Origin of the sequence: Corynebacterium oculi (assembly GCF_001412105.1) — a bacterium.
Lineage (GTDB): Bacteria > Actinomycetota > Actinomycetes > Mycobacteriales > Mycobacteriaceae > Corynebacterium > Corynebacterium oculi.
In genome coordinates this window covers 417,799-439,722 of sequence record NZ_LKST01000002.1, presented here as the reverse complement: position 1 = coordinate 439,722, position 21,924 = coordinate 417,799, and the positions used below count along the sequence as shown (strand labels likewise).

The following is a 21,924-nucleotide window of genomic DNA, read 5'->3' as shown; positions in this document are numbered from 1 at the left end:
GCGTTATGACCTATCTGCGAGGGTTTCCCTGATGGGGCGGGCTAGTTGTGTCATCTCCCGGCGGCCGCGCAGCTCCACGGACTTCATGAGCGTCCAGCGGGCCTGCTCGGCCTCGTTGGCCCCGCGCAGGGTGGCGGAGTTGGTGAGGATGCGCCCGGGGGTGTCCTTGGCCAGTTCGGTGAGGCGGGCGGCCTGGTTCACGGCGTCGCCGATCACGGTGTACTCGAAGCGATCGTGCCCGCCGATGTGCCCGGCCACCACGTGCCCGGCGGCCACGCCGATGCCTGCCTGGAGCGCCATGCCGCGTAGTTCCTCGCGCAGCTCGCGGGCGGCGCTGAGGGCGAGCGAGTTGGCGTCGGCAAGCGGGAGCGGTGCGCCAAAGACCGCCAGGGCGGCGTCGCCCTGGAACTTGTTGATGATGCCCTTGTTGCGGTGTACCACCGTGACCACGCGCTCGAAGAAACGGTTGAGCTCCGCCACCACCTCCTCTGGCTCGTGGTGGACGGCGAAGGTGGTGGAGCCGATGACGTCGATGAACAGCACCGCCACCTTGCGATCCTCCCCGCCGAGGGTGGGGCGTTCCTCCAGGGCGCGGCGGGCCACCTCCGTGCCCACGTAGCGGCCAAAGATGTCGCGCACGCGCTGGCGTTCGCGCAGGCCGCGCATCATCTCGTTGAAGCCGGCTTGCAGCACGCCGATCTCGGAGCCGTCGTAGATGTCCACCTGGGCGTTGGAGTCGCCCCGGCGCACGCGGTTGATGGCCTCCTGTAACTCCTGAATGGGATCCACCACGCTCATGATGGAGAGCGTGGTGCCCACAAAGCCAGTGACCAGCGCGCCCACGATGAGCCAGAGGATCGCGGGAATGATGTCCGCGGCGTTGTCGGTGAAAAACCCGGCCTTCTGGCCCCAGATGAGCAGCAGCACGCCAAGGGCCGGAACCCCCGTGGTGAGCACCCAGGTGGTGCGCAGCCGGGACTTGATGGGGGGCTCCAAAGTAGAGTCCTCGAAGCGGCGTGCCAGGGCGGAGGCCGCCACCGGGCGCACCATGCGCTCGGCCACCAGGTACGTGATGATGATGACCACGGAACCCGCCAGGGCGCAGGCCACGGCGATGATGAGCGCCAGGCGGCCGCTGGTGGAGGAGGTGATGATGACCGCGATGAGAATCCCTATGAACCACACGATGGCGCACACCGCCGCCTGATAAATAGGCAGGCGCAGCACCAGATTGCGCACCATGTTGGGATCGTGCGACTCCGGGGAGCGCTGCCAATCCAGCACCGGGCGGAAGAGAATAAAGGTGGCCGCGATGCTCACCACGGCGGCAAAGACCACGTAACTAATGCCGATGGCCGCCAGGTGCGAGTCGGAGGAATCAAAGTGATACAGCTCGGGCAGCGGGATAAGCACGCGGATGAAGAACATGATCGCCGCTGCGCCGATGATATTCGATCCGAGCACAAGGGCGGCGTACAGGGGCCAAGAGGTCCCCCATAGCCACGTGATGGCCCTGAGCAATCGGTTCATGCTAGATACTCTATCCATTCGCTACCCTGGGTGCGGTGAGTACTTCCCCCCGCAGCGTGGCCGAACGCCTCGCGGATACCCCCAGCGTGCGCGACGTGGTGCTGAACGCCGCCCGCGCGGCCCGGGCGCTGGTGGCCCCCGGAGGGGCGGAAACGGGCGCGGACGGCACCGCCGCCATGACGCACTCCTGGGTTTTTACCGGCGCGCCGGGCTCGGGGCGCTCCCAGGCCGCGCTGGCCTTCGCGGCGGCCCTGGAATGCACGGGGGAAGAACCCGGCTGCGGGCGCTGCGAGTCCTGCCGCGCCGTGCTGGACGGGGCGCATACCGACGTCGTGCACGTCGTGCCCCAGGCGCTCTCTATCGGCGTGGACTACGTGCGCGAGACGATCATCGCCGGGGCACACCGTCTGCCCACGGTCTCCCCGTGGCGGGTGGTCATCATCGAGGACGCGGATCGGCTCTCTGCCTCGGCGGCCGACGCCCTCCTCAAAACCGTCGAAGAACCCCCCTCGCGGACCGTCATGGTGTTCTGTGCGCCCTCGACCGACCCACAGGACTTTTCCACCACGCTGCGCTCGCGCTGCCGACACATCTACGTACCCTCCCCCTCCGTAGCGGAGATCACCCGCCTGCTGGTGGAAGAAGAGGGAGCCACGGACAATGACGCCCGCCTCGCCGCCCAGGCCTCGCTGCGCCACATCGGCCGCGCCCGCAGGTTGGTCACCACCCCCAGCATGCAGCAGCGCCGCGCCGCCGTGCTGGGGCTCGCGGAGCTCATCCGCCACGGCGACCAGGCGTTTCAGGCCATGCACACCCTGGTCAAGGCCATGGAGAAGGAGGCTACCGAGGCATTCGCGGAAGCCGACGCCGCCGAGCGCGAAAAACTAGAGCGCTCCCTGGGGGCCGGGGGCAAGGGGAAGGGCACGCAGAAGGCCGCGCGGGGATCGGCGGGCATGGTCAAGGAACTGGAAAAAGCACAGCGCATGCGCACCACCCGGCGAAGGCGCGACCTCCTCGACCTGGCCCTGGTGGATCTCTCCGGACTGTACCGCGACGCGCTCCTACTAGCGGTGGGGGCCACGGTGGAGCCGGTGCACCCCGATTTTGCGGGGCTGGCCGGGGAACTAGCGGAGAAAGTGGGGGAGCGGGGACTGGTGGAATGCCTGGACGCGATCACGATATGCCGCAGGCACATCACGGAGAACGTGCAGTTCAGCATCGCTACGGACGCCCTCGTGGGCCGTTTGCGGCAGGCGTATGGGGTGTAGTAGAGTAACCGCTCGTGCCGCCTTAGCTCAGTCGGTAGAGCGATTCACTCGTAATGAATAGGTCGCGAGTTCGATTCTCGCAGGCGGCTCCAGGTTTTATTGTTCGGGGGTGGGGGTTCCAATGGTTCGGTCATGCTTGTGTGGCAATTCTCCTGCGGGGAAAGAATTCTTTCGATCTTTTCGTTTTTACGATAGGCTGCCGCTATGCCTAATCAACTAGGTGCTGCGCATACGGTGCTACCTCCTGCTGATCCAGAGGGGGTGATGCACCTTGGTAAGTTCCTCGGCCCCCTGACTGGACCCGTCGTGTTAGTGGGGCCGGATGGACAAACCGTTTCCTTGCCGCCAGAGGTGTTCAGTGTTCTCCGGGATGTAGTGAGGGCCATGAACTCGGGTAAGGCCGTTGCGGTGGCGCCTGTGGATCAGATGCTGACTACCCAGGAAGCGGCTGATTTCCTCGGGGTTAGTCGGCCTACCCTGGTAAAACTTCTTGAGCAGGAACAGCTCCCTTGTAAGCGAACTTCCAGGGGAGGGCATCAGCGTATTCGCTTGGGTGATGTTCTTTCTTATCGGGATAAGAAGCATTCATGCCGGAGGGAGGCGCTGGACGCGCTTACTGCCGAGGCGTCTGGAACGGGTCTGTATGAGGCGGAGCCGCGCGCCTATGAGGGAGCATTGAGGCAGGCGAGACGATCTTTGTAGATGGGGGATGGGGGGTAATTGTGCCGCAGTTGAGCGTAATTTTAGATGCCTGCGTTTTGGTGCCCATTATTCAAGCGGATACTCTATTGCGCCTTGCGGAGGTGGGGATCTACCGGCCACTGTGGAGTACTCGGATCCTGAATGAAGTTACATGGGCCCTTGAGCGTGTTCATCCCGATATGCTCTATTCGGGATCGGCACGGCGCAGGGTGGGGGTGATGAACAAGGCTTTTGATGATGCCTGTGTGGTGGGGTGGGAAAATTTAGTTCACTTGATAGAGCTGCCTGATTTGCGTGATCGACATGTAGTGGCGGCGGGGATACGGGGTGGGGCTGACCTTATTGTGACTGCGAATCTAAAGGACTTTCCTGAGGAGGAAGTCTCTAAGTTTGGTATGCGAGTGAAATCCCCGATGAATTCTTCATGAATCAGTGGAACCTTTATCCATGCGAGGTCATGGGTGCTTTAGAACTTCAGTCGGCGGCAACGAGGAATCCTTGTCTATCTGTGGGGGATGTGCTCAATAGATTGGAAAAGTGTGGGGCTGAATCCTTTGCTGCGGAGGTGAGGAGAAGGTGGTCATTGTGTCGATGACGGGGTAGGCACGGGGAAATTCCCGTGGACAGTAGCGTGGGGAATGCTGTAACCGCTGAGGGTGAAGGCCAACACCCCACCGCTCACCATGCCGTCATCCCCCCTTTAGGGGATAGGGTGTAGCCGCGCGGGAACTCCCCTCACCAGCGCATATACCCCGTTCCATAGAGTGTGACCCACGCCTCCCGGGATGACACTTTTACAGAAAGTGTAAAAGTGTCATGATGTGACCATGACTACTGGTTCTGATTATTCCGGCATTCCTCTCCCTCCCATGTCCCATAACCTGTGGGGCACCCCGGAGGAGTCCAAGCCGCTGTCCGGCAGCGTGCGCAAGCTGGTCTCCACGGTGCTGGGGGCCGATGCCGATGAGGTCAACCGCATTCCCGCCGAGGACATTCGCCTCAGCGAGGTGCGCCTTTCGGAGGAGGATCTGGGGGCGCTGCGGGGGATCGTCGGTAAGCAATACGTGAGTACCGAGCACGAACAGCGGATGCGCCGGGCGCGCGGTAAGTCCTACCCCGATCTGCTGGATTGGCGCTCCGGGCGAGTGATCGACGCACCGGATGCCGTGGTGGCACCCGGCACCGAGGAGGAAGTGGAAAAGTTGCTGCGCTGGTGCACCGAGCAGCGCGTGGCCGTGGTTCCCTTTGGCGGCGGCACGAGCGTGGTGGGTGGCGTGGCCCCCAAGGCGGGGGGGCTGCGGGCGGTAATCAGCCTGGATCTGGCGCGCTTTGACCAGCTGGAAGACGTGGACACCGTTTCCTTGGAGGCCACCCTGGGCGCGGGCCTTTCCGGCCCGCACGCGGAGTTGAAGCTGGCCAAGCACGGCTTGCAGATCGGGCACTTTCCGCAATCCTTCCCCTACGCCTCCATCGGCGGCTACGCAGCCACCCGCTCCTCTGGGCAGAACTCCGCGGGCTACGGGCGCTTTGATGAGATGGTGCGGGAGCTCACGGTGGTGACCCCGGTGGGGATCACGCGCGTGGGCTACCAGGCCCCCGCCTCGGCGGCGGGCCCCGACCTGCGCCAACTCTTCCTCGGTTCCGAGGGAACCCTCGGCGTGATTACGCGGGTGCGCCTGCGCGTGCACCCGATTCCTGAGGTCAAGCGCTACGAGGCCTTCAGTTTCCCCTCCTTTGCTGCCGGTGCCGATGCGATGCGCCGGGTGACGCAGACGGGCACCGGACCGACGGTGCTGCGCCTTTCCGATGAGATCGAGTCCAGCATCAACCTTTCCTCCACCGACAAAATCGGTGACTCCGAGGACGCCGATTCCGGCTGCCTGCTGCTGACCATGTACGAGGGCACCCCGGAGCACACGGCGGCCCGCCATGAGGAGACGCGCAACCTTTTGCTTTCCCTCGGCGGCGTATCCCGTGGGGAAGGGCCGGTGCGGCAGTGGGAGCGCGGCCGCTTTGGCGCCCCGGTGCTGCGCGATGGCCTGCTGGATCAGGGGGCGGTGTGCGAGACCTTCGAGACCGCTACCGAGTGGTCCAACATCGACCGGGTGAAGAAGGCCGTGACCGAGGCCGTGGGCACCTCCCTGGCGGAATCCGGCAGCTCGACGATCATCATGTGCCACATCTCCCACGTTTACGAGGGCGGGTGCTCCCTGTACTTCACCATCATTGCAGGCCAGCGCGGCGACGATCCCGCGAGCCAATGGTGGAAGGCTAAGGAGGCAGCCTGCAAGGCCATGGTGGATAACGGGGCCACCATCACCCACCATCACGCCGTGGGAACCGATCACCGCCCGTGGGTACAACCAGACATGGGCGAACTGGGGGCCACCATCCTGGCCTCGGTGAAGAAGACCCTCGACCCCGCGGGGATTCTCAATCCGGAGAAGCTTTTTTAGTTAGCCCGGAGTGGCTAGGGAATCTAGGCTGAATCCGGGCGCTCGCGAGGTAGACCTGCAATGACATTGCGGTCATACCGAGCGCCCGGTGCCCTCAGTAGCCTCAGTGCTTTTAGGGCCCTCGGTAACCCGGAATCTGCGCGGCGAGCCCAGGCGGTGAGCCCAGGCAGCGATCCCAGGCGGCAAAAGGTGGTGAAAGCCAGTACGCCGGACTACCGAGCCGCCGAGCGCCGTGTGGATACACAAGTTGAAGGAAATAAGAATATGAGTGATACGTATCAGATGGGGCGTAGCGAAATATCGCGCATTGCCCTCTTGACTAACCCCGCAGCCGGTAAGGGTAAGGCCGTGGCGGCGGCGGAAGAGGCCAAGAAGGCCTTTTACCGGTATGGCGTGGACGTGGTGAGTATTTCCGGCTCTTCCCCGGCGGCTTCCAGGCAATTGGCGAAGGAGATGATCGAGGATGATTCCATCGATGCCCTCGTGGCCTGCGGCGGCGATGGGCTGATTAGCCTGGCTCTCCAGGAGCAGGCGGGAAGCGATACCCCCTTGGGGATCATTCCCGCCGGCACGGGTAACGATCACGCCCGGGAGTACAAGATCCCGCTGGAGCCCCGGAGGGCGGCCAAGGTGATCGTGGAGGGCTACACCACACGCACCGACCTGGGCATTATGCGCACCGATGACGGCCAGGAGCGGTACTTTGGCACGATCGCCTGCGCGGGGTTTGATTCTCTGGTGACTGATCGCACCAACCGCATCCCGTGGCCCTCCGGGGAGCCGCGCTACGTGTTGGCCATTGCCATCGAGTTCCTGAACTTCCACTCCTTGCCCACGCGGCTGATCTTTGATGATGGGGCGGAAACCTTTGAGGGGGACGTCACGCTCTGCGCCATCGGTAATACCCGCACCTATGGCGGCGGTATGCAGGTGTGCCCGGATGCCGATCACTATGACGGCCTCTTTGATATTTCCATCGCCACGAAGATGACCCGCAGAAAGGCCGCCCTGAACGTGGGGCGGATCTTCTCCGGTGATTTTGAGGGGCTGGACGAGGTGCGCCAGTACCGGGCGAAGAAGGTGCGGGTGGAAATGCCGGGCATCAATGCCTACGCCGATGGAGATAAGTACTTCCCGAGCCCGATGGAATGCGAGATCGTGCCGGGAATGGGGTATTACCTGGTACCTCGCCCTTAGCTGGCCCCGAACTGGCTTTAGCCCGGGCCGTAATCAGGCCCACATAGCAGGAATTGTGAGGGAAGTGGAGAAAGGAATCTAGGCATGAGTAAATCTTCCCGGCTATCCCGGATGCTTGATTGGCGTCCGAGCGGTGCTTTTTCTCGAACGCTCATCGTTGTGCTCCTCGTGATGCCGCTGATCGTGGCGGTGGCGTACATGTGGTCCATGTGGGACCCCCGCCACTACCTGCGCGACGTGCAACTGGCCGTGGTGAATAACGATCAAGGCGCGATGCAGGCCGGCAAGCAGGAAAAATTCGGTCAGCAGGTGGTGGACGGCCTGCTGGATACGGAATACCTGAACTTCGTGGAGGTCAGCGCCTCCGAGGCGGAGGAGGGCCTGGCCAAGGGCACCTATCTGTTCACCGTGGAGATCCCGGAGAAGTTCTTCCAGGACGTGGTCACGGTGATTGACGATAAGCCCAAGCAGCCCGTGGTGGAGATCTCCTACAACGACTTCAACGGCACGAACGCGCCGCTGCTCACCAATGGCTTGGTCTCCGAGATTCAAAAGGGCGTGGCCCAGGGAATCCAGGAAGGGTACGCCAAGCAGATCCTCGACGGCATGAACCAGCTGGGCGCTGGTCTGGGCGAGGCGGCCGACGGCGCCAAGCAGCTCGACGACGGCGCGACCCTGCTGCACGACGGCACCACCCAGGGCGTGGACGGCGCGGGCCAGCTCAAGGACGGCACCACACAGCTTAGGGATGGTTCCAAGCAGTTGGTGGACGGCCAGGCCCAGGCGCTCGACGGTTCCAAGCAGCTGGTGGACGGCCAGGGGCAGCTCCTGGACGGCACCAAGCAACTGGGCGACGGCATGGTGCAGATTGACGATGGCGTGGGGCAACTCACCGGCGCGCTGATTCCCCTGATGGATCAGTTGCAGAACGCGGTGACGAGCCTCCAGCCGGTGCTGGACACCATGCGCGCGGTGGGCCTGGGTGCGCAGGCGGATCAGATCGCCGGCACGCTGGGGCAGTTCAATAACAACAACCCGGAGAACATGGCGGGCCAGCTGCGCAAGCTCAAGGCGGGCACCGCCGAGGTGCGCAGCAACCTCACCGACCCCTCCTCGCCGTACATGAGTGGTCTGTTGCAGCTCAACGACGGCCAGCAGCAGCTCCACAGTGGTCTGTTGCAGCTCAACGACGGCCAGAAGCAGTTGGGCGACGGCATCGTGCAGGTGGATGACGGCATGGGGGTGCTCTACGACGGCACCCTGCAACTCAACGACGGCACGCGCCAACTCAAGGATGGCACCGTGCAACTCTCCACGGGCCTGGCCGAGGGATCCAAGCAGGCCCCGAAGATCAACGCCGTGCCGCTCTCCGCGAAGCAGATCGCCGCGCCGATCCTGTACGACGCACAGAATAACCACGCGGTGCAGACCCAGGTGGACGTGCATGATCCCACCAGCCTCACCCTCTCGGGCGGCGTGTCCATGATCCTGATCCTGGTCTTTGGCTTCCTGCTCATGGCCTTCGCCTCGATCCTGCTTCCAGACCTGATTGGGCGTAAGCGCTCGACGGCGCTGCCCGCCGTTAAGGCCTTCCTCCTGACCTCCGCGGTGAACATGGCGATCCTGCTGATCCTTGCGGGTCTCTCCGCCACGATGGGGTGGAAGCCCCTGCACTGGGGAGCGACGTTGTTCATCTTCGCCCTGATGGCCATGTGCGGCGCGGCGGTGTACCAGTTCTTCCGGGTGCTCTTTGGCAGGCTCGTGGGTGGCATCTTTGCTCTCGGCTTCCTGGGCTACGGCGCCTTCTCCTTCGGCGGCGTGTGGCCGCTGGAACTCACGCCCAGCGCTCTGCGCATTTTCCACGGCGTACACCCGATGACCTACGCCCGGTACGGCTTCATCCGGGCCACGGACGGCGCCCTTGACGGCACCTTCTGGCTGGGCGTGGCGGGCCTGGTTCTGTCCATCCTGATCTCCCTGGCGCTGACCTTCCTGGTGCGCTCGGTGCGGGCAAAGCACAATGCGGAAGCCGGCCGGCACGCGGCGGACACGACGCAGCGCATGCAGGCCGTGGAAGCGGGCTAGTGGGGAGGACTGATTTTGTGATAAGCACTGCGTCTACTGCGCAGAGCAGGCGAACGGAAGCGGAGGAAGAGATCCTTTTTGCGGCCCGCGCGTGCTTTATGGAGCGCGGGATCAGGAAGACCACGATGGTCGCCGTGGCCAAGCGCGCCCGGGTTTCCCGCCCCACGGTGTACTCCTACTTTGGCAACGTGGAGAACCTTGCCCGCAAAGTTCTCACCAGAGAGATCGTGGGGCTGGTGGATGTCGCTTATCCGCTCCCGCAGGATTCCCATGCTCTGTGCCGCTCCCTGGTGGAGATCGCGCGACATGCCCGGCACAATGAGTTTCTGATTCAGGTACTCAATAAGAGCCCGGAACTGCTCTTGACCTACCAGTTTCAGCGCTTTGGGGAAAGCCAGGAAGTGCTTATCCGATTCATCAAGAACGTGGTATCGCGCATGCAGCGCGCCGATTCCTCCATGCGCGGCGGCGACCCGGATGTGATTGCCACTCACATCTTTATGGTTTTGCAGTCCCTCGTTCTTTCTGCTCAAACCATGAGTTCCCACATAGGCTCGGAAGAAGAATGGGCCAAGGAGCTCGAAGCAATGTTGAAGGGATATTTATGTCAGTGAAAAGCGGTGCCCTCAATGCCACGCGGCGTGCCGAGGAGTTGCACGCGCTGGATCAGGCACAAGAACCCGTCGATGTGGTCATCATCGGCGGCGGCATCACGGGAGTGGGGCTCGCCCTGGATGCCGTGACCAGGGGACTTTCCACTGTCCTGGTGGAAAAGCACGACCTCGCCTTTGGCACCTCGCGCTGGTCCTCCAAGCTGGCCCACGGGGGCCTGCGCTACCTCGCCAAGATGGAATTTGGCATTGCGCACCACTCCGCCGTGGAGCGCGGCATTCTGATGGAGCGCACCGCACCCCACCTGGTGCGCGCGCTTCCCCAGGTCATGGCCCTGGGGGCGGATTCTACCTTGATCCAAAAGGCCGCCACCCGCGTGGGCTTCCTGGCCGGGGACGCGCTGCGCATCACCGCCGGTACCTCGGCGCGCACCCTGCCGCGCTCGCGCTTCGCCTCCCGGGAGGAGACGCTGCGGCTCTGCCCGGCGGCGTCGAAAGCCGGCCTGAAGGGTTCCTGGGTGAACTACGACGGCCAGATGGTCGATGACGCCCGCATGGTCACCGCCATCGCGCGCACGGCGGCCAGTGAGGGCGCGAAGATCCTCACCTACTGCGAGGCGGTGCGGGCCACCGGCACGGAGGTGCTGCTGCGCGACGTCGTGAAGCACAACGAGTACACGGTGCGGGCGCGCGCGGTGATTAATGCCACCGGCGTGTGGGCCGGATCGATGGACGAGGGAATCAAGGTGCGCCCCGCGCGCGGTACCCACCTGGTATTCCGCGCTGAACTCTTTGGCAACCCCACCGGGGCGCTGACGGTGCCGCTGCCGGGCTCCATCTCGCGCTACCTCTTCATTCTTCCCGCCCCGCACGGGCGCTGTTACCTGGGGCTCACGGACGAGGACGCGCCGGGGGACATCCCGGACGTGCCGCCCACCCCGGAGGAGGACGTGGACTTCCTGCTGCGCAACATCAACCGCGCGCTGGATACCGCGCTCACGCGGGCCGACGTGCTCGGCGCGTTCACCGGGCTGCGGCCCCTGCTGGATAACGGGGAAGAGGGCTCCACGGCCGACCTTTCGCGCCGACACGCCGTGGTGGAATCCGCCGAGGGCATGTACTCCGTGGTGGGCGGCAAGTTCACGGAATACCGCCTCATGGCGCAGGAAACGCTGGATCAGGTGATCTCCCAGCGCGGGCTGGACGCCCGGGACTGCGCCACCCGGAACTTCCCGCTGCTCGGCGCGCCGGGGCACCGGGAGTACTCGCACATCGCCACCCGCGATCTGCACGGGCTGCCGGAGCCGATGATCCGCCGCTTTGGTAACGAGGCCCCGCAGGTGCTGGCCGCCGCGACGGTGGAGCGGCCGCTGGAAACGGTGGGTGAACTGGACGTCACCCGCGCCGAGGTTGAGTACGCCTTCACCCACGAGGGCGCGCTCACCGTGGAGGACGTGCTGGAGCGGCGCACCCGCGCCGCCATGATCCCCGAGGACGCCGAGGCCGCGCGCCCGGCGGTGGAAGAAATCTACGAGCATGTGATGAGGAGCATCTGATGAGAAAGTTTCTGGATACGGTTTTTGTGAAGGCTCAGGCGCGCTACCCGGTGGCCACGGGGGCGATCATGCACAAGGTGGTGGCCCTGGCGAGCTCTAAGAAGTCGAGCAAGGGCTCGGCGGCAACAGGCGCGGCCGGTGCGCCCGCCGAGCGGATCAGCGGCCTGGCGGCGGCGAATCAGGCCGCCGGGATCACCGTGAACTCCGGGGCGGAAATCTCCCGCCCCAAAGGGGTTCTGGCGGCCAACGCCGCGGCGGGGATCCCCGGGTATGAGGGGCTGCGGGATTAACCGGGCTTAATAAAAATCATTCTCACCTGCGGCGATGTGGCGGAGGGGCCGTTAGACTCGATCGGGTACCTGCAATCTTTCACATATTAGAGGAGCCCGATATGTCTTACACGGTCACCGGCGTTGTCTCCGCCGCTAAGGGCAAGCCCGTGGAAACCACCACCATTGTGATCCCGGATCCCGGCCCGCGCGATGTGGTGGTGCGCATCCAGGCCTGCGGCGTGTGCCACACGGACATGGCCTACCGCGACGGCGACATCGAGGACGCCTACCCCTTCCTCCTTGGCCACGAGGCCGCGGGCGTGGTGGAGGACATCGGGGAGGCCGTCACCCACGTGGCCGTGGGGGACTTTGTGGTGCTCAACTGGCGCGCCGTGTGCGGGGAATGCCGCGCCTGCAAGCGCGGCGAACCCCACTACTGCTTTGCCACCTTCAACGCTTCTAAGAAGATGACCCTGGAGGACGGCACGGAACTCACCCCGGCCCTGGGCATCGGCGCCTTCGCGGAAAAGACCCTGGTGCACGAAGGACAATGCACCAAGGTCAACCCCGCGGAAGATCCCGCCGCCGCGGGCCTTCTGGGCTGCGGCGTCATGGCGGGCGTGGGTGCCGCCGTGAACACCGCCCAGGTCAAGCGCGGAGAATCCGTGGCGATATTCGGTTGCGGAGGCGTGGGCGCGGCGGCCGTGGCCGGGGCCGCCATGAATGACGCCACCACGGTGATCGCCGTGGACGTGGACGAGCGCAAACTAGATTGGGCGCGCGACCTCGGCGCCACCCACACGATCAACTCCGCCGGCATGGAAGAACAGGACGTGATCGACGCCGTGCGCGACCTCACCGGGGGCTTCGGCGCGGACGTGACCATCGACGCTGTGGGGATCATGCCCACCTGGCGCCAGGCCTTCTACTCCCGCGACCACGCCGGGCGCATGGTCATGGTGGGCGTGCCCAACCTCACCTCCACCATCGAGATTCCCGCCATCGACTTCTTCTCCCGGGGCGGCAGCCTCAAGCCCTCCTGGTATGGCGACTGCCTGCCCGAACGGGACTTCCCGGCCTACGTCAACCTCCACCTCCAGGGCAGCTTCCCGCTGGATAAGTTCGTCTCCGAGCGCATCGCCCTCGACGCCGTGGAAGAGGCCTTTGCCACGATGAAGTCCGGCACCGTGCTGCGCTCCGTGGTGGTGCTCTAAATGAGCCACAGCAACCTGCGTGTAGACCACGTGCTCACCTCCGGCGTTTTCGCCCTCGACGGCGGACAATGGGACGTGGACAACAACATCTGGCTGGTGGGCGACGATACCGAGGTGTACATCATCGACGCCGCGCACGACGCCGCCCCCATCATCAAGGCCGTGGGGCAGCGCACCGTGCGCGGTATCATCTGCACCCACGCCCACAACGACCACATCAACGCGGCCCCCGAACTCGCGCAGCGCCTAGACGCGCCGATCTTTGTCCACCCCGGTGACCACATGCTCTGGGAGGAAACCCTGCCGGGAGTGGCACACAGCGACCTTGCGGACGGGCAGACCTTCGAGGTGGCGGGCACCCACATGACGGTGCTCAACACCCCCGGCCACTCACCCGGCTCCTGCTGCCTCTACCTGCCGGAGGCCGCGGAACTCTTCTCCGGCGACACCCTCTTCCAGGGCGGTCCCGGAGCCACGGGGCGCAGTTATAGCTCCTTTGACACCATCATCGAATCGCTCAAGACCTCTCTGCTGGATTTGCCCGCGGAGACCACCGTGCGCACCGGGCACGGGGATCACACCACCATCGGCAGCGAGGCCCCGCACCTGGAGGAGTGGATCAGGCGGGGGTACTAGATCCTCCCGGCAACCTCGCGTTATCAATCAACCGGACTCCGCTCACCACGGCCGCCACCAGGGCCAGTGCCGGTTTTTCCAACGGCCGGGTGAGCGCTTCTGCGCTCAGTGGTTCGAGGCTGCGGGGATCCACCACCACCAGGTAATCCAGATCCACCCCGGGGGCCTGCGCCAGGGCCTTCCGGGCGCCGTCGAGATCGAGCGGTTGGCCTCGCTCCACGCGCTCCACCAGGCGAAAAAGCGCACGGGAGAGCGCCAGCGCGTGGTGGCGCGCTTCGGGGGAAAGGCGCTGGTTGCGGCTGGATTCCGCCAGGCCGTCCTGGTCTCGCGCGATGGGCACCTCCACGATCTGTACGTTCAGGTTCAGATCCGCCACCAGGCGATGAATGATCGTTACCTGCTGGGCATCTTTTTGACCAAAGTAGGCGCGGGTGGGGGAGACCAGGTGGAAGAGCTTGGAAACCACAGTGGCCACGCCATCAAAGTGCCCGGGGCGGCTGGCCCCCTCTAGACGCGATCCCATCTCCCCGGTGCGCACCCAGATCAGCGGCTCGCCGTCGGGATACATCTCCGCCACGCTGGGCATGAAGACGATGTCCACCCCGTGCTCGGAGAGGAAGCGTACATCTTCCTCCGGCTGACGCGGATAGCGGCGATAATCCTCACAGTCACCGTTATGGGCGAACTGGAGAGGGTTGACAAAGACGCTGGCCACCGTCACATCATTGCCGGCCACGGCTCTTTCGATGAGCCGCCCGTGCCCCTGGTGCAGGGCACCCATCGTGGGCACCAGGCCCAGGCTGGAGGCAGGGTTGACGGCGAGGGCCGCGCGGAGTTCCTGCGTGGTGCGGCACAGGATGGTCACTTACCGTTCCTCCCCAAAGGACTCGGTTTCCTGCGGAAAGCTCCCGCTGTGCACGTCCTGAATATAAGAGCGGGTGGCGCGGCCCAGTTCCTCGCCCAGATCCGCATAGGCGCGCACAAAGCGCGGGGTCTTTCCCCGGGTCAAGCCGAAGGCATCCGTCCACACCAGGATCTGCCCGTCGGTCCCGGCCCCGGCCCCGATCCCGATGGTGGGCACGGCGAGGTCCTTGCTGATCCGCTCCGCGGTGGCGGCGGGCACCATCTCGAAGACCATCGCGCACACTCCCGCCTCCTGGATCGCCAGGGCGTCGGCATGCAGGCGCTCGGCGGCCTCGCCGCGCCCCTGCACCACGTGCCCGCCCAGGGCGTGCTCGGACTGGGGGGTATAACCCAGGTGGCCCACCACGGGAATCCCGGCCTGGGTCAACGCGGTGATGGTGGGGGCCACTTCCGCGCCGCCCTCTAGCTTTACGGCCGCCACCCCGGTCTCCTTCATGAACCGGGTGGCGGTGCCCAGTGCCTGCTCGGGGCCGGCCTCGTAGCTGCCAAAGGGAAGGTCTGCCACCACGAAGGCGCGCGGTGCGGCACCGGCCACGGCGCGGGACATGGAGATCAGCTCGTCCACGGTGATCGGCAGGGTAGAGGAGTGGCCCAGCACCACATTGGCGGCGGAATCTCCCACCAGGAGGAGGTCTATCCCGGCTTCGTCGAAGATCGCGGCGGTGAGGGCATCATAACTGGTCAAGGCGGTGATCTTCTGCCCCTGGGCCTTGGCCTGCAAGAGGTGGCGGGTGCGCACCCGCCCGGTGGTGATCTGTGGCATAGGGGAGAGTGTAACTGATCCTCTTTTAGCCTCATTCTCGTGCTGGATATCACATAGGCGTAGGATCTGCTTGTATGACTCAGGAGCATACTTCTCCCCGCCTCTGGTGGCGGGTGGCGCTGAGCATGTTCGTGGTGGCCTGGGGCGGAAACCAGTTCACCTCCATGATCGTGTTCTACCGCGGCGAGGGGGAGTTTGCGGATCTCTTTGTGGACTCCATGCTGGCGATCTACGCCGTGGGGGTGGGTGTGGGACTGCTCGGCGCGGGCACCCTGGCAGATCGCTGGGGGCGCAGGGCGGTGATGCTCCCGGCCCCAGCCCTGGCATCGCGGGTTCCGCGCTCATCGCTGCGGGGGAGCATCAGGGGGCCCTCCTGGCCACGGGCCGGTTTGTGGCGGGCTTGGCCCTGGGCATCGCCATGACTGCGGGCGGCAGTTGGCTCAAGGAACTTTCCATGCCGCCCTACGAGCCTCAGGCGCGGGCCTCGGCGGGAGCTAAGCGCGCGTCGATGACGTTGACCACCGGCCTGGCCCTGGGGCCGGTCACCGCGGGAATCCTGGCCCAGTGGGCGGGTCACCCCGGCCAGCTCATCTACGTGGTGCATATCGTGCTCACGGTGGCGGTCTACCCACTGCTGTTGACGGTCCCGGAGACGTATCGGGGCAGGGGGGCGTCGATAAGCAATAGTATCGCGGTGCCCTCGCTGTGCAGCCGGAGGTTTCTCACGGTGGTGGTGCCCATGGCCCCGTGGGTATTCGGCTGCTCTTTTACCGCGCAGACCATTGTGACCTCGCGGTTGCAGGCGGGGATAGACCATGCGGTGGCGTACACGGGCATGATCTCTTTCATCACCATGGGCTGTGGCTTTGCTATCCAGCAGATCGGCCCGTGCTTTGACACGGGCGGGCGGCGCGGCCCGGTGTGCGCGATGGCCCTGGCGGCTGCCGGCATGGCGTGCGCGATGCTCACGGCCATGCACCCGAGCACCTGGGGTGGGGTGCTGTGCGCGGTGGTGCTGGGCCTGGCCTACGGTCTGGGCATGTTCATCGGCCTGGCGGAGACCCAGCGCATTGCCCTGCCGGAGGATCTTGGCGCGCTGACCGGCATTTACTATTGCTTCACATACCTGGGCATGATGTTCCCGGCGTTGCTGACGTTCCTTGGGGGCACGTTTACCTACCCCCAAATGCTGGGCTTCGGGTTCGTCATGGCGTGCTCAGGCATGGCCTGGGCAGGGTGGGCGGCGCGGCGGCGCCCACTGGGGCATCGCTAAGGTGGTAACCATGCACACACTTGTCACCGGCGGCGCCGGGTTCATCGGTTCCAACCTGTGCGACGCCCTCCTTGACCTTGGGCACAGCGTGGTGGCGCTGGACAATCTTTCTTCCGGCAAGCGTGAAAACCTCCGCCAGGCCCAGGAGACGGGCCGCCTCACCCTCGTGGAGGAGGACGTGCGCACCGCCGACATGGACGCCCTGCTCGCCCAGCACCGCCCCGAGGTGATCTTCCACCTCGCCGCGCAGATCGACGTCCGCTCTTCCGTGGCGGAGCCCGTGGCGGACGCGGAAACCAATATCCTCGCCACCATTCGGCTTGCCGACGCCGCCCGCCGCCACGGCGTGCGCAAGATCGTGCACACCTCCTCCGGCGGCTCCATCTACGGCGAGCCTGCGGCCTTCCCCGTGGGGGAGGATACCCCGGTGGATCCCCATTCCCCCTACGCCGCCTCGAAGTTCGCGGGCGAGACCTACCTCAATACCTTCCGCCACCTCTACGGCCTGGACTGCACCCACATCGCCCCGGCCAACGTGTACGGCCCGCGCCAAAACCCCCACGGCGAGGCCGGGGTGGTGGCGATCTTCTCCCAGCGCCTGCTAGCCGGCCAGCCCACCAAGGTCTTTGGCAAGGGGGAGAATACCCGCGATTACGTGTACGTGGGCGATGTAGTGCGCGCCTTCTGCCTGGCCGCGGGAGAGAAGGGCGGCGGAATGCGCTTTAACATCGGCACCTCGGTGGAAACATCGGATCGGCAGCTGCACAGCCTCGTCGCGCGGGCGGCCGGTGCGCCCGACGCCCCCGAATACGCCCCCGCGCGCCTGGGCGACGTCCCCCGCTCCTCCCTGAGCTATCGACGCGCCCAAGAGGTGCTGGGCTGGGAGCCGCAGGTGCACCTAGAAGAGGGGGTGCGGCGCACCGTAGAGTTCTTCCGGGGTTAACTACCCCTCTGCGGGGGCGGGATCTTCCCCGTTGGTGGCCTCACCAGGGGCGGTGCCCTCTGCCCCCTCCGCACCCTGCTCGGGGAGCACGGGGGCGTCCGGCTGGCCATTCTGAAGAGACTGCTCGATGGCCTTCTTCAGGGAGTCGTAGTCGGTGCTCATCAGTGGAACACCGTTGACCACAAAGGTCGGGGTGCCATTGACACCCAGGTATCCGCCGTAGATCAGCGCGTTCATGGCCGTGCTGGCAAACTTTCCGCTTTCCACATCAGCGCGGAACTTATCCAGGTGGGGAACCCCGGCCTGCTCGGCAAAGCCCACGAGGTCATCCACCGTGTACTCGGGGTGCTCGTTGCCCTCGAAGCCGCCGTACACGGCATCCTTGAACTCCCAGAACTTCCCCTGAGCGGCGGCGGCGCGCCCGCCCTGGGCGGCGAGGATGGAAGCGTCGCCCAGGAAGGGGAAGTCATTCCATTCCAGGCGCACCCGGCCGTCATTGACGTACTCGTCGATGATCTTGGGCTCTATTTCCTGAGAAAAGTTGGCGCACACGGGGCAGCTGAAGTCTGAGAAATAGGAGACAATCACCTTGGCGTCTTGAGAACCCATAGCAAAGGGATCATCGGGATTGAGGCGGTGAATATCGGCGGGGGAGGTCAGGGGGCCGGAGGGACCGCCGATGTAGGCCGCCTCGGCCTCGGGGAGCGTGGCGTCACTGCCACTGGTGATCTTGCCCAGGGCGAACCCTCCCGCGCCCGCGGTGAGCGCGAGCACCGTGAGGACGCCGATGGCGGCCTTGGCCCAGCCGGGGGTGGGGCCCTCGGCGGAATCCTTCTTCTCCGGGACACCGGTTTCCTCGGGGCCCGGCTGCTCAGTAGAGGCATCGGTGGTGTCACCGGCGGCGGCACCATCCCCAGCGGGAGCGCCAACGGCGGCGGCACTGGCTGGATCCGTTGCGCCTGCCTTGGCCTCCGGGGCGGTGGCGGGGGAAGAGGAGGCGGCCGGGGAAGCGGGCGCGTTATTTTCCGTTACCGGGGGCTGCGCGGCGCTAGAGGCCGCCTCGGGTTGGGAGTGCGAGGGCTTATCGGCCGGGCTGGGTTGTTCCGGTTTATTCTCATCGCTCATGCGCACGAGTGTAGTGCCTTAGCGGGTGAGCTCGTCCTCCGGGCGGACGGCGTTTTGCAGCGCCACGGAGCGCGCCAGGCGGGAATAGCGCAGCTCTAGCTCACGGAAGCGCACGTAGGTGGACATGGTGACAAACATGAAGGCCACCACCAGACCGTAGAGCAGGAGATCCGTGCCGCGATCCACGCCCACCCAGTTGGCGATCACGGTGAGGTCATCGGGGCGCAGTACCGCCCAGATGCACACGGCGATGAAGAGCACAAAAAGGAGCTTCACGTAGGCCTTGGCCCGGGCCTTGCGGCGATGGCTGATGAAGTACCACACCAGGCCAATGGTGGCCAGAAGCAGAATGATCTGGATCAAAGCGGTCATGGCAGCCTCCGTGCAAGTAACTCATCGGCTAGGATATTGACGCCATTGAACAAGGATTGCCCCTTGCTCATGGAATACTCCGTGTACAAAATATCCACCGGCTGTTCCGCCACGCGCCACCCCCGCTCGTCCATGAGGGAGACGAACTCCGAGGCGTGGGACATGCCGTTCATACGCAGGTTGAGTTCCTCGGCCACCGTGCGATTAAAGGCGCGTAGGCCGTTGTGGGCGTCGGTAAGCCCCAGGCGGCGCGTGCGCGGTGAGAGCGCCACCACCGTCTTGAGCACCACGCGCTTGATCCAGGGAACCTGATCCTCCTCGCTGCGGGGGCGGCCAAAGCGGGTGCCCACCACGATGTCGATGGGCTCGGTGCGTAGCCGCTCAACCATCGCTAGAACGTCCTTGACCTGGTGCTGGCCATCGGCATCGAAGGTGACAAAGTACGTCGCGCCGGGCTGCTTACGGGCGTATTCCACTCCCGTTTGAATGGCGGCACCTTGGCCCAAGTTCACGGGGTGATTGACCAGGTGGGCACCGGCCTGGTGAATGGCCCCGGCGGAGTTATCGGCGGAGCCGTCGTTGACGGCCACGATGTTAGGGAAGGTCTCGCGGGCCTGGCTGATGACGTCACCGATCACGGTGCCCTCGTTGAAGCAAGGGATAATCAACCACGTATCTTCATTCATGATGCCCCACATACTAATGTGCTTTGGGCTTTTTATGGAATAGCCGCGCGTGGGCGCGCCGCAGCATGGCGGTGGGTAAGAGGCGATAAGCGCTGCGCGCCACGAAGTTCATCACCGCGCGCGGCTTGCCAATGAGCCCGTAGGACACCAGCCGCCGCTGCATCTGAAGTTCGGCGGCAAACATCTCCGAGCCGGTGCGGCGCTTCAGCTGAGCGGGGGAGACCCGGAAGTACGTTAGCGGCTCGGGGAGATTGTGAAAGCGCGCGCCTGTGGCCAGGGCGCGGGCATACAGGTCATAATCCTCCATGAAATGCACGTGCCGGTACCCGCCCGCCCGCCGGATCGCGCTGGCCCGCATCATCACGGAGGGGTTATTGACGGGGGAGTTGATTCTGGCGTAGCGGGCGATGTCCGCGTGATTTTCCGGCAGGCGGCGCACCGCCGTGACCTCCTGGGGAGATACCTCGAACTCCGCCAGGGAGGTGCCCAGCACGTCGATCTCCGGGTGGCGATCCAGGAACTCGCACTGCACCTCAAAGCGCGTGGGGGCAGCGATGTCATCGGAATCGAGCCGGGCGATGAGGTCCTCCTCCATCACCGTCATTCCCTCGGCGGAAGCCAGGCCGGAGCCGAGGTTGCGTGGCAGCCGCAGCACCTGCACCCGGAAGCGAGGAGCCTGGGCGGCCACGAAGGCGCGGATAATCTCTTCGACCTGCGGAAGCACCGGGCCGTCCTCCACGAGAACCACATGATCGGCCGGGCGGGTTTGGGCGGCGAGGGAATCAAGGCAGGCACGGACATGGGCGGGATCGGAACCGCGATACAACGTGATGAGAACCCCGAGCGTGGACATAGTTTCCCATGTTAGCGCTGTTAGCGCCGGTGGCGCGCGCGAGGCGGCGCGGCGTCGCCACCGGCACCTTGCTGACCACCCCGCCGGGCACCTCGCCGCGAGCGCAGGGCGCCGAGCTGCACCAACGCCCCGATCACGGGCCCCACGGTGAGGGCCAGGGGAATGGTGGTCAAGGGATCGGTGCCCCGCCACAGCACCGCGCACACCACCACGGAGGCGATCACCCAGCCCGCCACGTAGAGGCGGTGACGCTCGGCGGCGATGCTGGCGGCCCCGGTAATCATGAGCACACCGGTGCAGGAGGAGGCAAAGGTGAGCGCGGCCAGCAGGGGGCCCGGCACCGCATAGGCGGGATCGTGATCCCATCCCACCGCGAGAATCCACGGCCCCAACAGCCATGCCAGGCCCGCGCCGAGGACCCCCACCCCCAGCACCGCGGCGGCGGGAGGTACCACCGCCTGGCGCATGCGCTCGCGGTGGCGCACGAAGTACACGATGAGCGCGGACTGAAACCGTTGCAGCGGCACGAGCACCGGCGCGCGCGTGAGCGAGACCGCCAGCATGATGCCGGCGAGCGCTACCCCGCCCTCGGTATCCGGCTCCTCCATCGTGGCGTTGATGAGGGGCGCCACTCCGGTGATGATGGCGGCGGAGGCTCCCGTGGCGATCATCGCGGAGCCGGCGCGCCGGGCAAAGCTCCCGAGGGTGAGCGGGAGGGGGCTGCGCGCGTGGGCGCGGGCGGTGGGGTCGGCAGCGAGGATCACGAGCCAGCTGAGGCTGCCGATCACCGTGATGATGAAGAACGGCACGAGGTTCCACCCGAGCAGCGCCGCGAGCGCCACGAGGAGGAAGCGCACCCCGGAATCCAGCGCGATGAGCCGCGCGTAGGAGGGCCATCGCTCCCAGCCGGAGAGAATGCCGGAGAGCACCGCCTGAAAGGCATACAGCATGAGCCCCAGCGCTAGCAGGCCGCTGCCCGCCATGCCGTGCTTGCCGCCGATCACCAGCGGCACCCACAGCGGCTCTGTCAGCAGGCTCAGCGCCGCCGCCACGAGGCCCACGAGGAGCGCAAAGTGCCAGTGGGCATGAGTGTGCTTATCGACGCCCCCGTGGTGCGCGTCGCTCGTGGGGCGCGCCTGCGCGCTGGGCGTTCCGCGATCTCCGTGGCCCTCGCTGTCCTTGCGCTGCGCGGAGACGGTGCGCGTGGTCTCCTGCATGATGCCGTCCAGGATGCCGGTGCAGGCGAAGAAAAGCCCCCAGTATGCTTGGAAAAGCTTGGCTGCTTCCTCGTCGAGGATGCGGGTGCTGATGATGACGATGAGGAAGCCGGAAAGAGCTGCAAAAACAGTGGCTACGCTGAGGGATCTCAACGGTACACTCCTGACCCTATGGCGGTTGGATAAGCAGGGTAAACGGAAGGTAACATCGCGGGTAATCATACGCCCGGAAAATTTTTTC

The 21,924-nt window shown here is 65.3% G+C and carries 23 protein-coding genes and 1 tRNA gene; 16 read left to right on the top strand and 8 right to left on the bottom strand.

Annotated features, from left to right (window positions below):
• Positions 1–3: 3 nt before the first annotated feature.
• Positions 4–1,530, bottom strand: coding sequence for an adenylate/guanylate cyclase domain-containing protein (locus Cocul_RS06115; protein ID WP_055122394.1), 1,527 nt, complete (start codon positions 1,528–1,530; stop codon positions 4–6).
• A gap of 35 nt (positions 1,531–1,565) precedes the next feature.
• Here Cocul_RS06115 and Cocul_RS06110 point away from each other — a divergent pair, with 35 nt between their 5' ends.
• From Cocul_RS06110 to Cocul_RS06065, 13 genes are all read left to right on the top strand, one after another.
• Positions 1,566–2,798, top strand: coding sequence for a DNA polymerase III subunit delta' (locus Cocul_RS06110; RefSeq protein WP_245622122.1), 1,233 nt, complete (start codon positions 1,566–1,568; stop codon positions 2,796–2,798).
• A gap of 16 nt (positions 2,799–2,814) precedes the next feature.
• Positions 2,815–2,890, top strand: a tRNA-Thr gene (locus Cocul_RS06105).
• Between the two features lie 112 nt (positions 2,891–3,002).
• A complete protein-coding gene (locus tag Cocul_RS13080; RefSeq protein WP_082422195.1) occupies positions 3,003–3,500 on the top strand; it encodes a helix-turn-helix domain-containing protein in 498 nt (165 codons plus the stop codon).
• Positions 3,501–3,520: 20 nt separating this feature from the next.
• Positions 3,521–3,928, top strand: coding sequence for a PIN domain-containing protein (locus Cocul_RS11875; protein WP_211257106.1), 408 nt, complete (start codon positions 3,521–3,523; stop codon positions 3,926–3,928).
• Positions 3,925–4,095: a VapC50 family PIN domain-containing toxin gene (locus Cocul_RS13200; protein WP_483772859.1), complete on the top strand. Its 171-nt coding sequence runs from the start codon at positions 3,925–3,927 to the stop codon at positions 4,093–4,095. The genes Cocul_RS11875 and Cocul_RS13200 overlap by 4 nt, the downstream gene beginning before the upstream one ends.
• 274 nt (positions 4,096–4,369) lie before the next feature.
• A complete protein-coding gene (locus Cocul_RS06100; protein ID WP_055122392.1) occupies positions 4,370–5,956 on the top strand; it encodes an FAD-binding oxidoreductase in 1,587 nt (528 codons plus the stop codon).
• A gap of 264 nt (positions 5,957–6,220) precedes the next feature.
• Complete coding sequence (locus tag Cocul_RS06095) at positions 6,221–7,153, top strand: diacylglycerol kinase (RefSeq protein ID WP_055122391.1); 933 nt, start codon at positions 6,221–6,223, stop codon at positions 7,151–7,153.
• A gap of 84 nt (positions 7,154–7,237) precedes the next feature.
• The gene (locus Cocul_RS06090) at positions 7,238–9,238 is read left to right on the top strand and encodes a YhgE/Pip family protein (RefSeq protein WP_069723580.1); all 2,001 of its coding nucleotides are present in this window, start codon (positions 7,238–7,240) and stop codon (positions 9,236–9,238) included.
• Positions 9,239–9,255: 17 nt separating this feature from the next.
• Positions 9,256–9,852 carry a TetR/AcrR family transcriptional regulator gene (locus tag Cocul_RS06085; protein ID WP_069723579.1) on the top strand — a complete coding sequence of 199 codons (597 nt, stop codon included), beginning with the start codon at positions 9,256–9,258 and terminating at the stop codon, positions 9,850–9,852.
• On the top strand, positions 9,843–11,405 hold the full coding sequence (locus Cocul_RS06080) for a glycerol-3-phosphate dehydrogenase/oxidase (RefSeq protein WP_211257105.1): 1,563 nt from the start codon (positions 9,843–9,845) through the stop codon (positions 11,403–11,405). Before Cocul_RS06085 ends, Cocul_RS06080 begins: the two co-directional genes overlap by 10 nt.
• Complete coding sequence (locus Cocul_RS06075) at positions 11,405–11,695, top strand: hypothetical protein (RefSeq protein ID WP_055122387.1); 291 nt, start codon at positions 11,405–11,407, stop codon at positions 11,693–11,695. The genes Cocul_RS06080 and Cocul_RS06075 overlap by 1 nt, the downstream gene beginning before the upstream one ends.
• Before the next feature lie 101 nt (positions 11,696–11,796).
• Positions 11,797–12,891, top strand: coding sequence for an S-(hydroxymethyl)mycothiol dehydrogenase (locus tag Cocul_RS06070; protein WP_055122386.1), 1,095 nt, complete (start codon positions 11,797–11,799; stop codon positions 12,889–12,891).
• On the top strand, positions 12,892–13,527 hold the full coding sequence (locus Cocul_RS06065; RefSeq protein WP_055122385.1) for an MBL fold metallo-hydrolase: 636 nt from the start codon (positions 12,892–12,894) through the stop codon (positions 13,525–13,527).
• Here Cocul_RS06065 and panC read toward each other — a convergent pair.
• Positions 13,511–14,383, bottom strand: coding sequence for a pantoate--beta-alanine ligase (gene panC / locus Cocul_RS06060; protein ID WP_245622136.1), 873 nt, complete (start codon positions 14,381–14,383; stop codon positions 13,511–13,513). The two genes, Cocul_RS06065 and panC, sit on opposite strands and share 17 nt — an antisense overlap.
• A 9-nt stretch (positions 14,384–14,392) precedes the next feature.
• Positions 14,393–15,214, bottom strand: coding sequence for a 3-methyl-2-oxobutanoate hydroxymethyltransferase (gene panB / locus Cocul_RS06055; RefSeq protein ID WP_055122384.1), 822 nt, complete (start codon positions 15,212–15,214; stop codon positions 14,393–14,395).
• A 74-nt stretch (positions 15,215–15,288) separates the two neighbouring features.
• On the opposite strand from panB, the gene Cocul_RS12820 reads away from it, so the two are divergent.
• The 3 genes from Cocul_RS12820 to Cocul_RS06045 are packed head-to-tail and all read left to right on the top strand — an operon-like array spanning position 15,289 to position 17,430.
• Positions 15,289–15,636: a hypothetical protein gene (locus tag Cocul_RS12820; RefSeq protein WP_245622121.1), complete on the top strand. Its 348-nt coding sequence runs from the start codon at positions 15,289–15,291 to the stop codon at positions 15,634–15,636.
• Positions 15,606–16,487 carry an MFS transporter gene (locus tag Cocul_RS06050; protein ID WP_245622120.1) on the top strand — a complete coding sequence of 294 codons (882 nt, stop codon included), beginning with the start codon at positions 15,606–15,608 and terminating at the stop codon, positions 16,485–16,487. Before Cocul_RS12820 ends, Cocul_RS06050 begins: the two co-directional genes overlap by 31 nt.
• A 10-nt stretch (positions 16,488–16,497) precedes the next feature.
• A complete protein-coding gene (locus Cocul_RS06045) occupies positions 16,498–17,430 on the top strand; it encodes an NAD-dependent epimerase/dehydratase family protein (protein ID WP_055122383.1) in 933 nt (310 codons plus the stop codon).
• On the opposite strand, the gene Cocul_RS06040 is transcribed toward Cocul_RS06045, so the two are convergent.
• Genes Cocul_RS06040 through Cocul_RS06020 form a run of 5 tightly spaced genes read right to left on the bottom strand, consistent with a single transcriptional unit; the run spans position 17,431 to position 21,836 of the window.
• Positions 17,431–18,555, bottom strand: coding sequence for a DsbA family protein (locus tag Cocul_RS06040; protein ID WP_150114393.1), 1,125 nt, complete (start codon positions 18,553–18,555; stop codon positions 17,431–17,433).
• Positions 18,556–18,573: 18 nt separating this feature from the next.
• Positions 18,574–18,927, bottom strand: a complete 354-nt coding sequence (locus Cocul_RS06035) for a DUF2304 domain-containing protein (protein WP_055122381.1) — start codon at positions 18,925–18,927, stop codon at positions 18,574–18,576.
• Complete coding sequence (locus Cocul_RS06030) at positions 18,924–19,613, bottom strand: glycosyltransferase family 2 protein (protein ID WP_245622119.1); 690 nt, start codon at positions 19,611–19,613, stop codon at positions 18,924–18,926. Before Cocul_RS06030 ends, Cocul_RS06035 begins: the two co-directional genes overlap by 4 nt.
• Before the next feature lie 13 nt (positions 19,614–19,626).
• On the bottom strand, positions 19,627–20,466 hold the full coding sequence (locus tag Cocul_RS06025; RefSeq protein WP_055122380.1) for a glycosyltransferase: 840 nt from the start codon (positions 20,464–20,466) through the stop codon (positions 19,627–19,629).
• Between the two features lie 20 nt (positions 20,467–20,486).
• Positions 20,487–21,836 (bottom strand): polysaccharide biosynthesis protein, encoded by a 1,350-nt coding sequence (locus tag Cocul_RS06020; RefSeq protein WP_069723578.1) that lies wholly within the window; start codon positions 21,834–21,836, stop codon positions 20,487–20,489.
• Positions 21,837–21,924 lie beyond the last annotated feature (88 nt).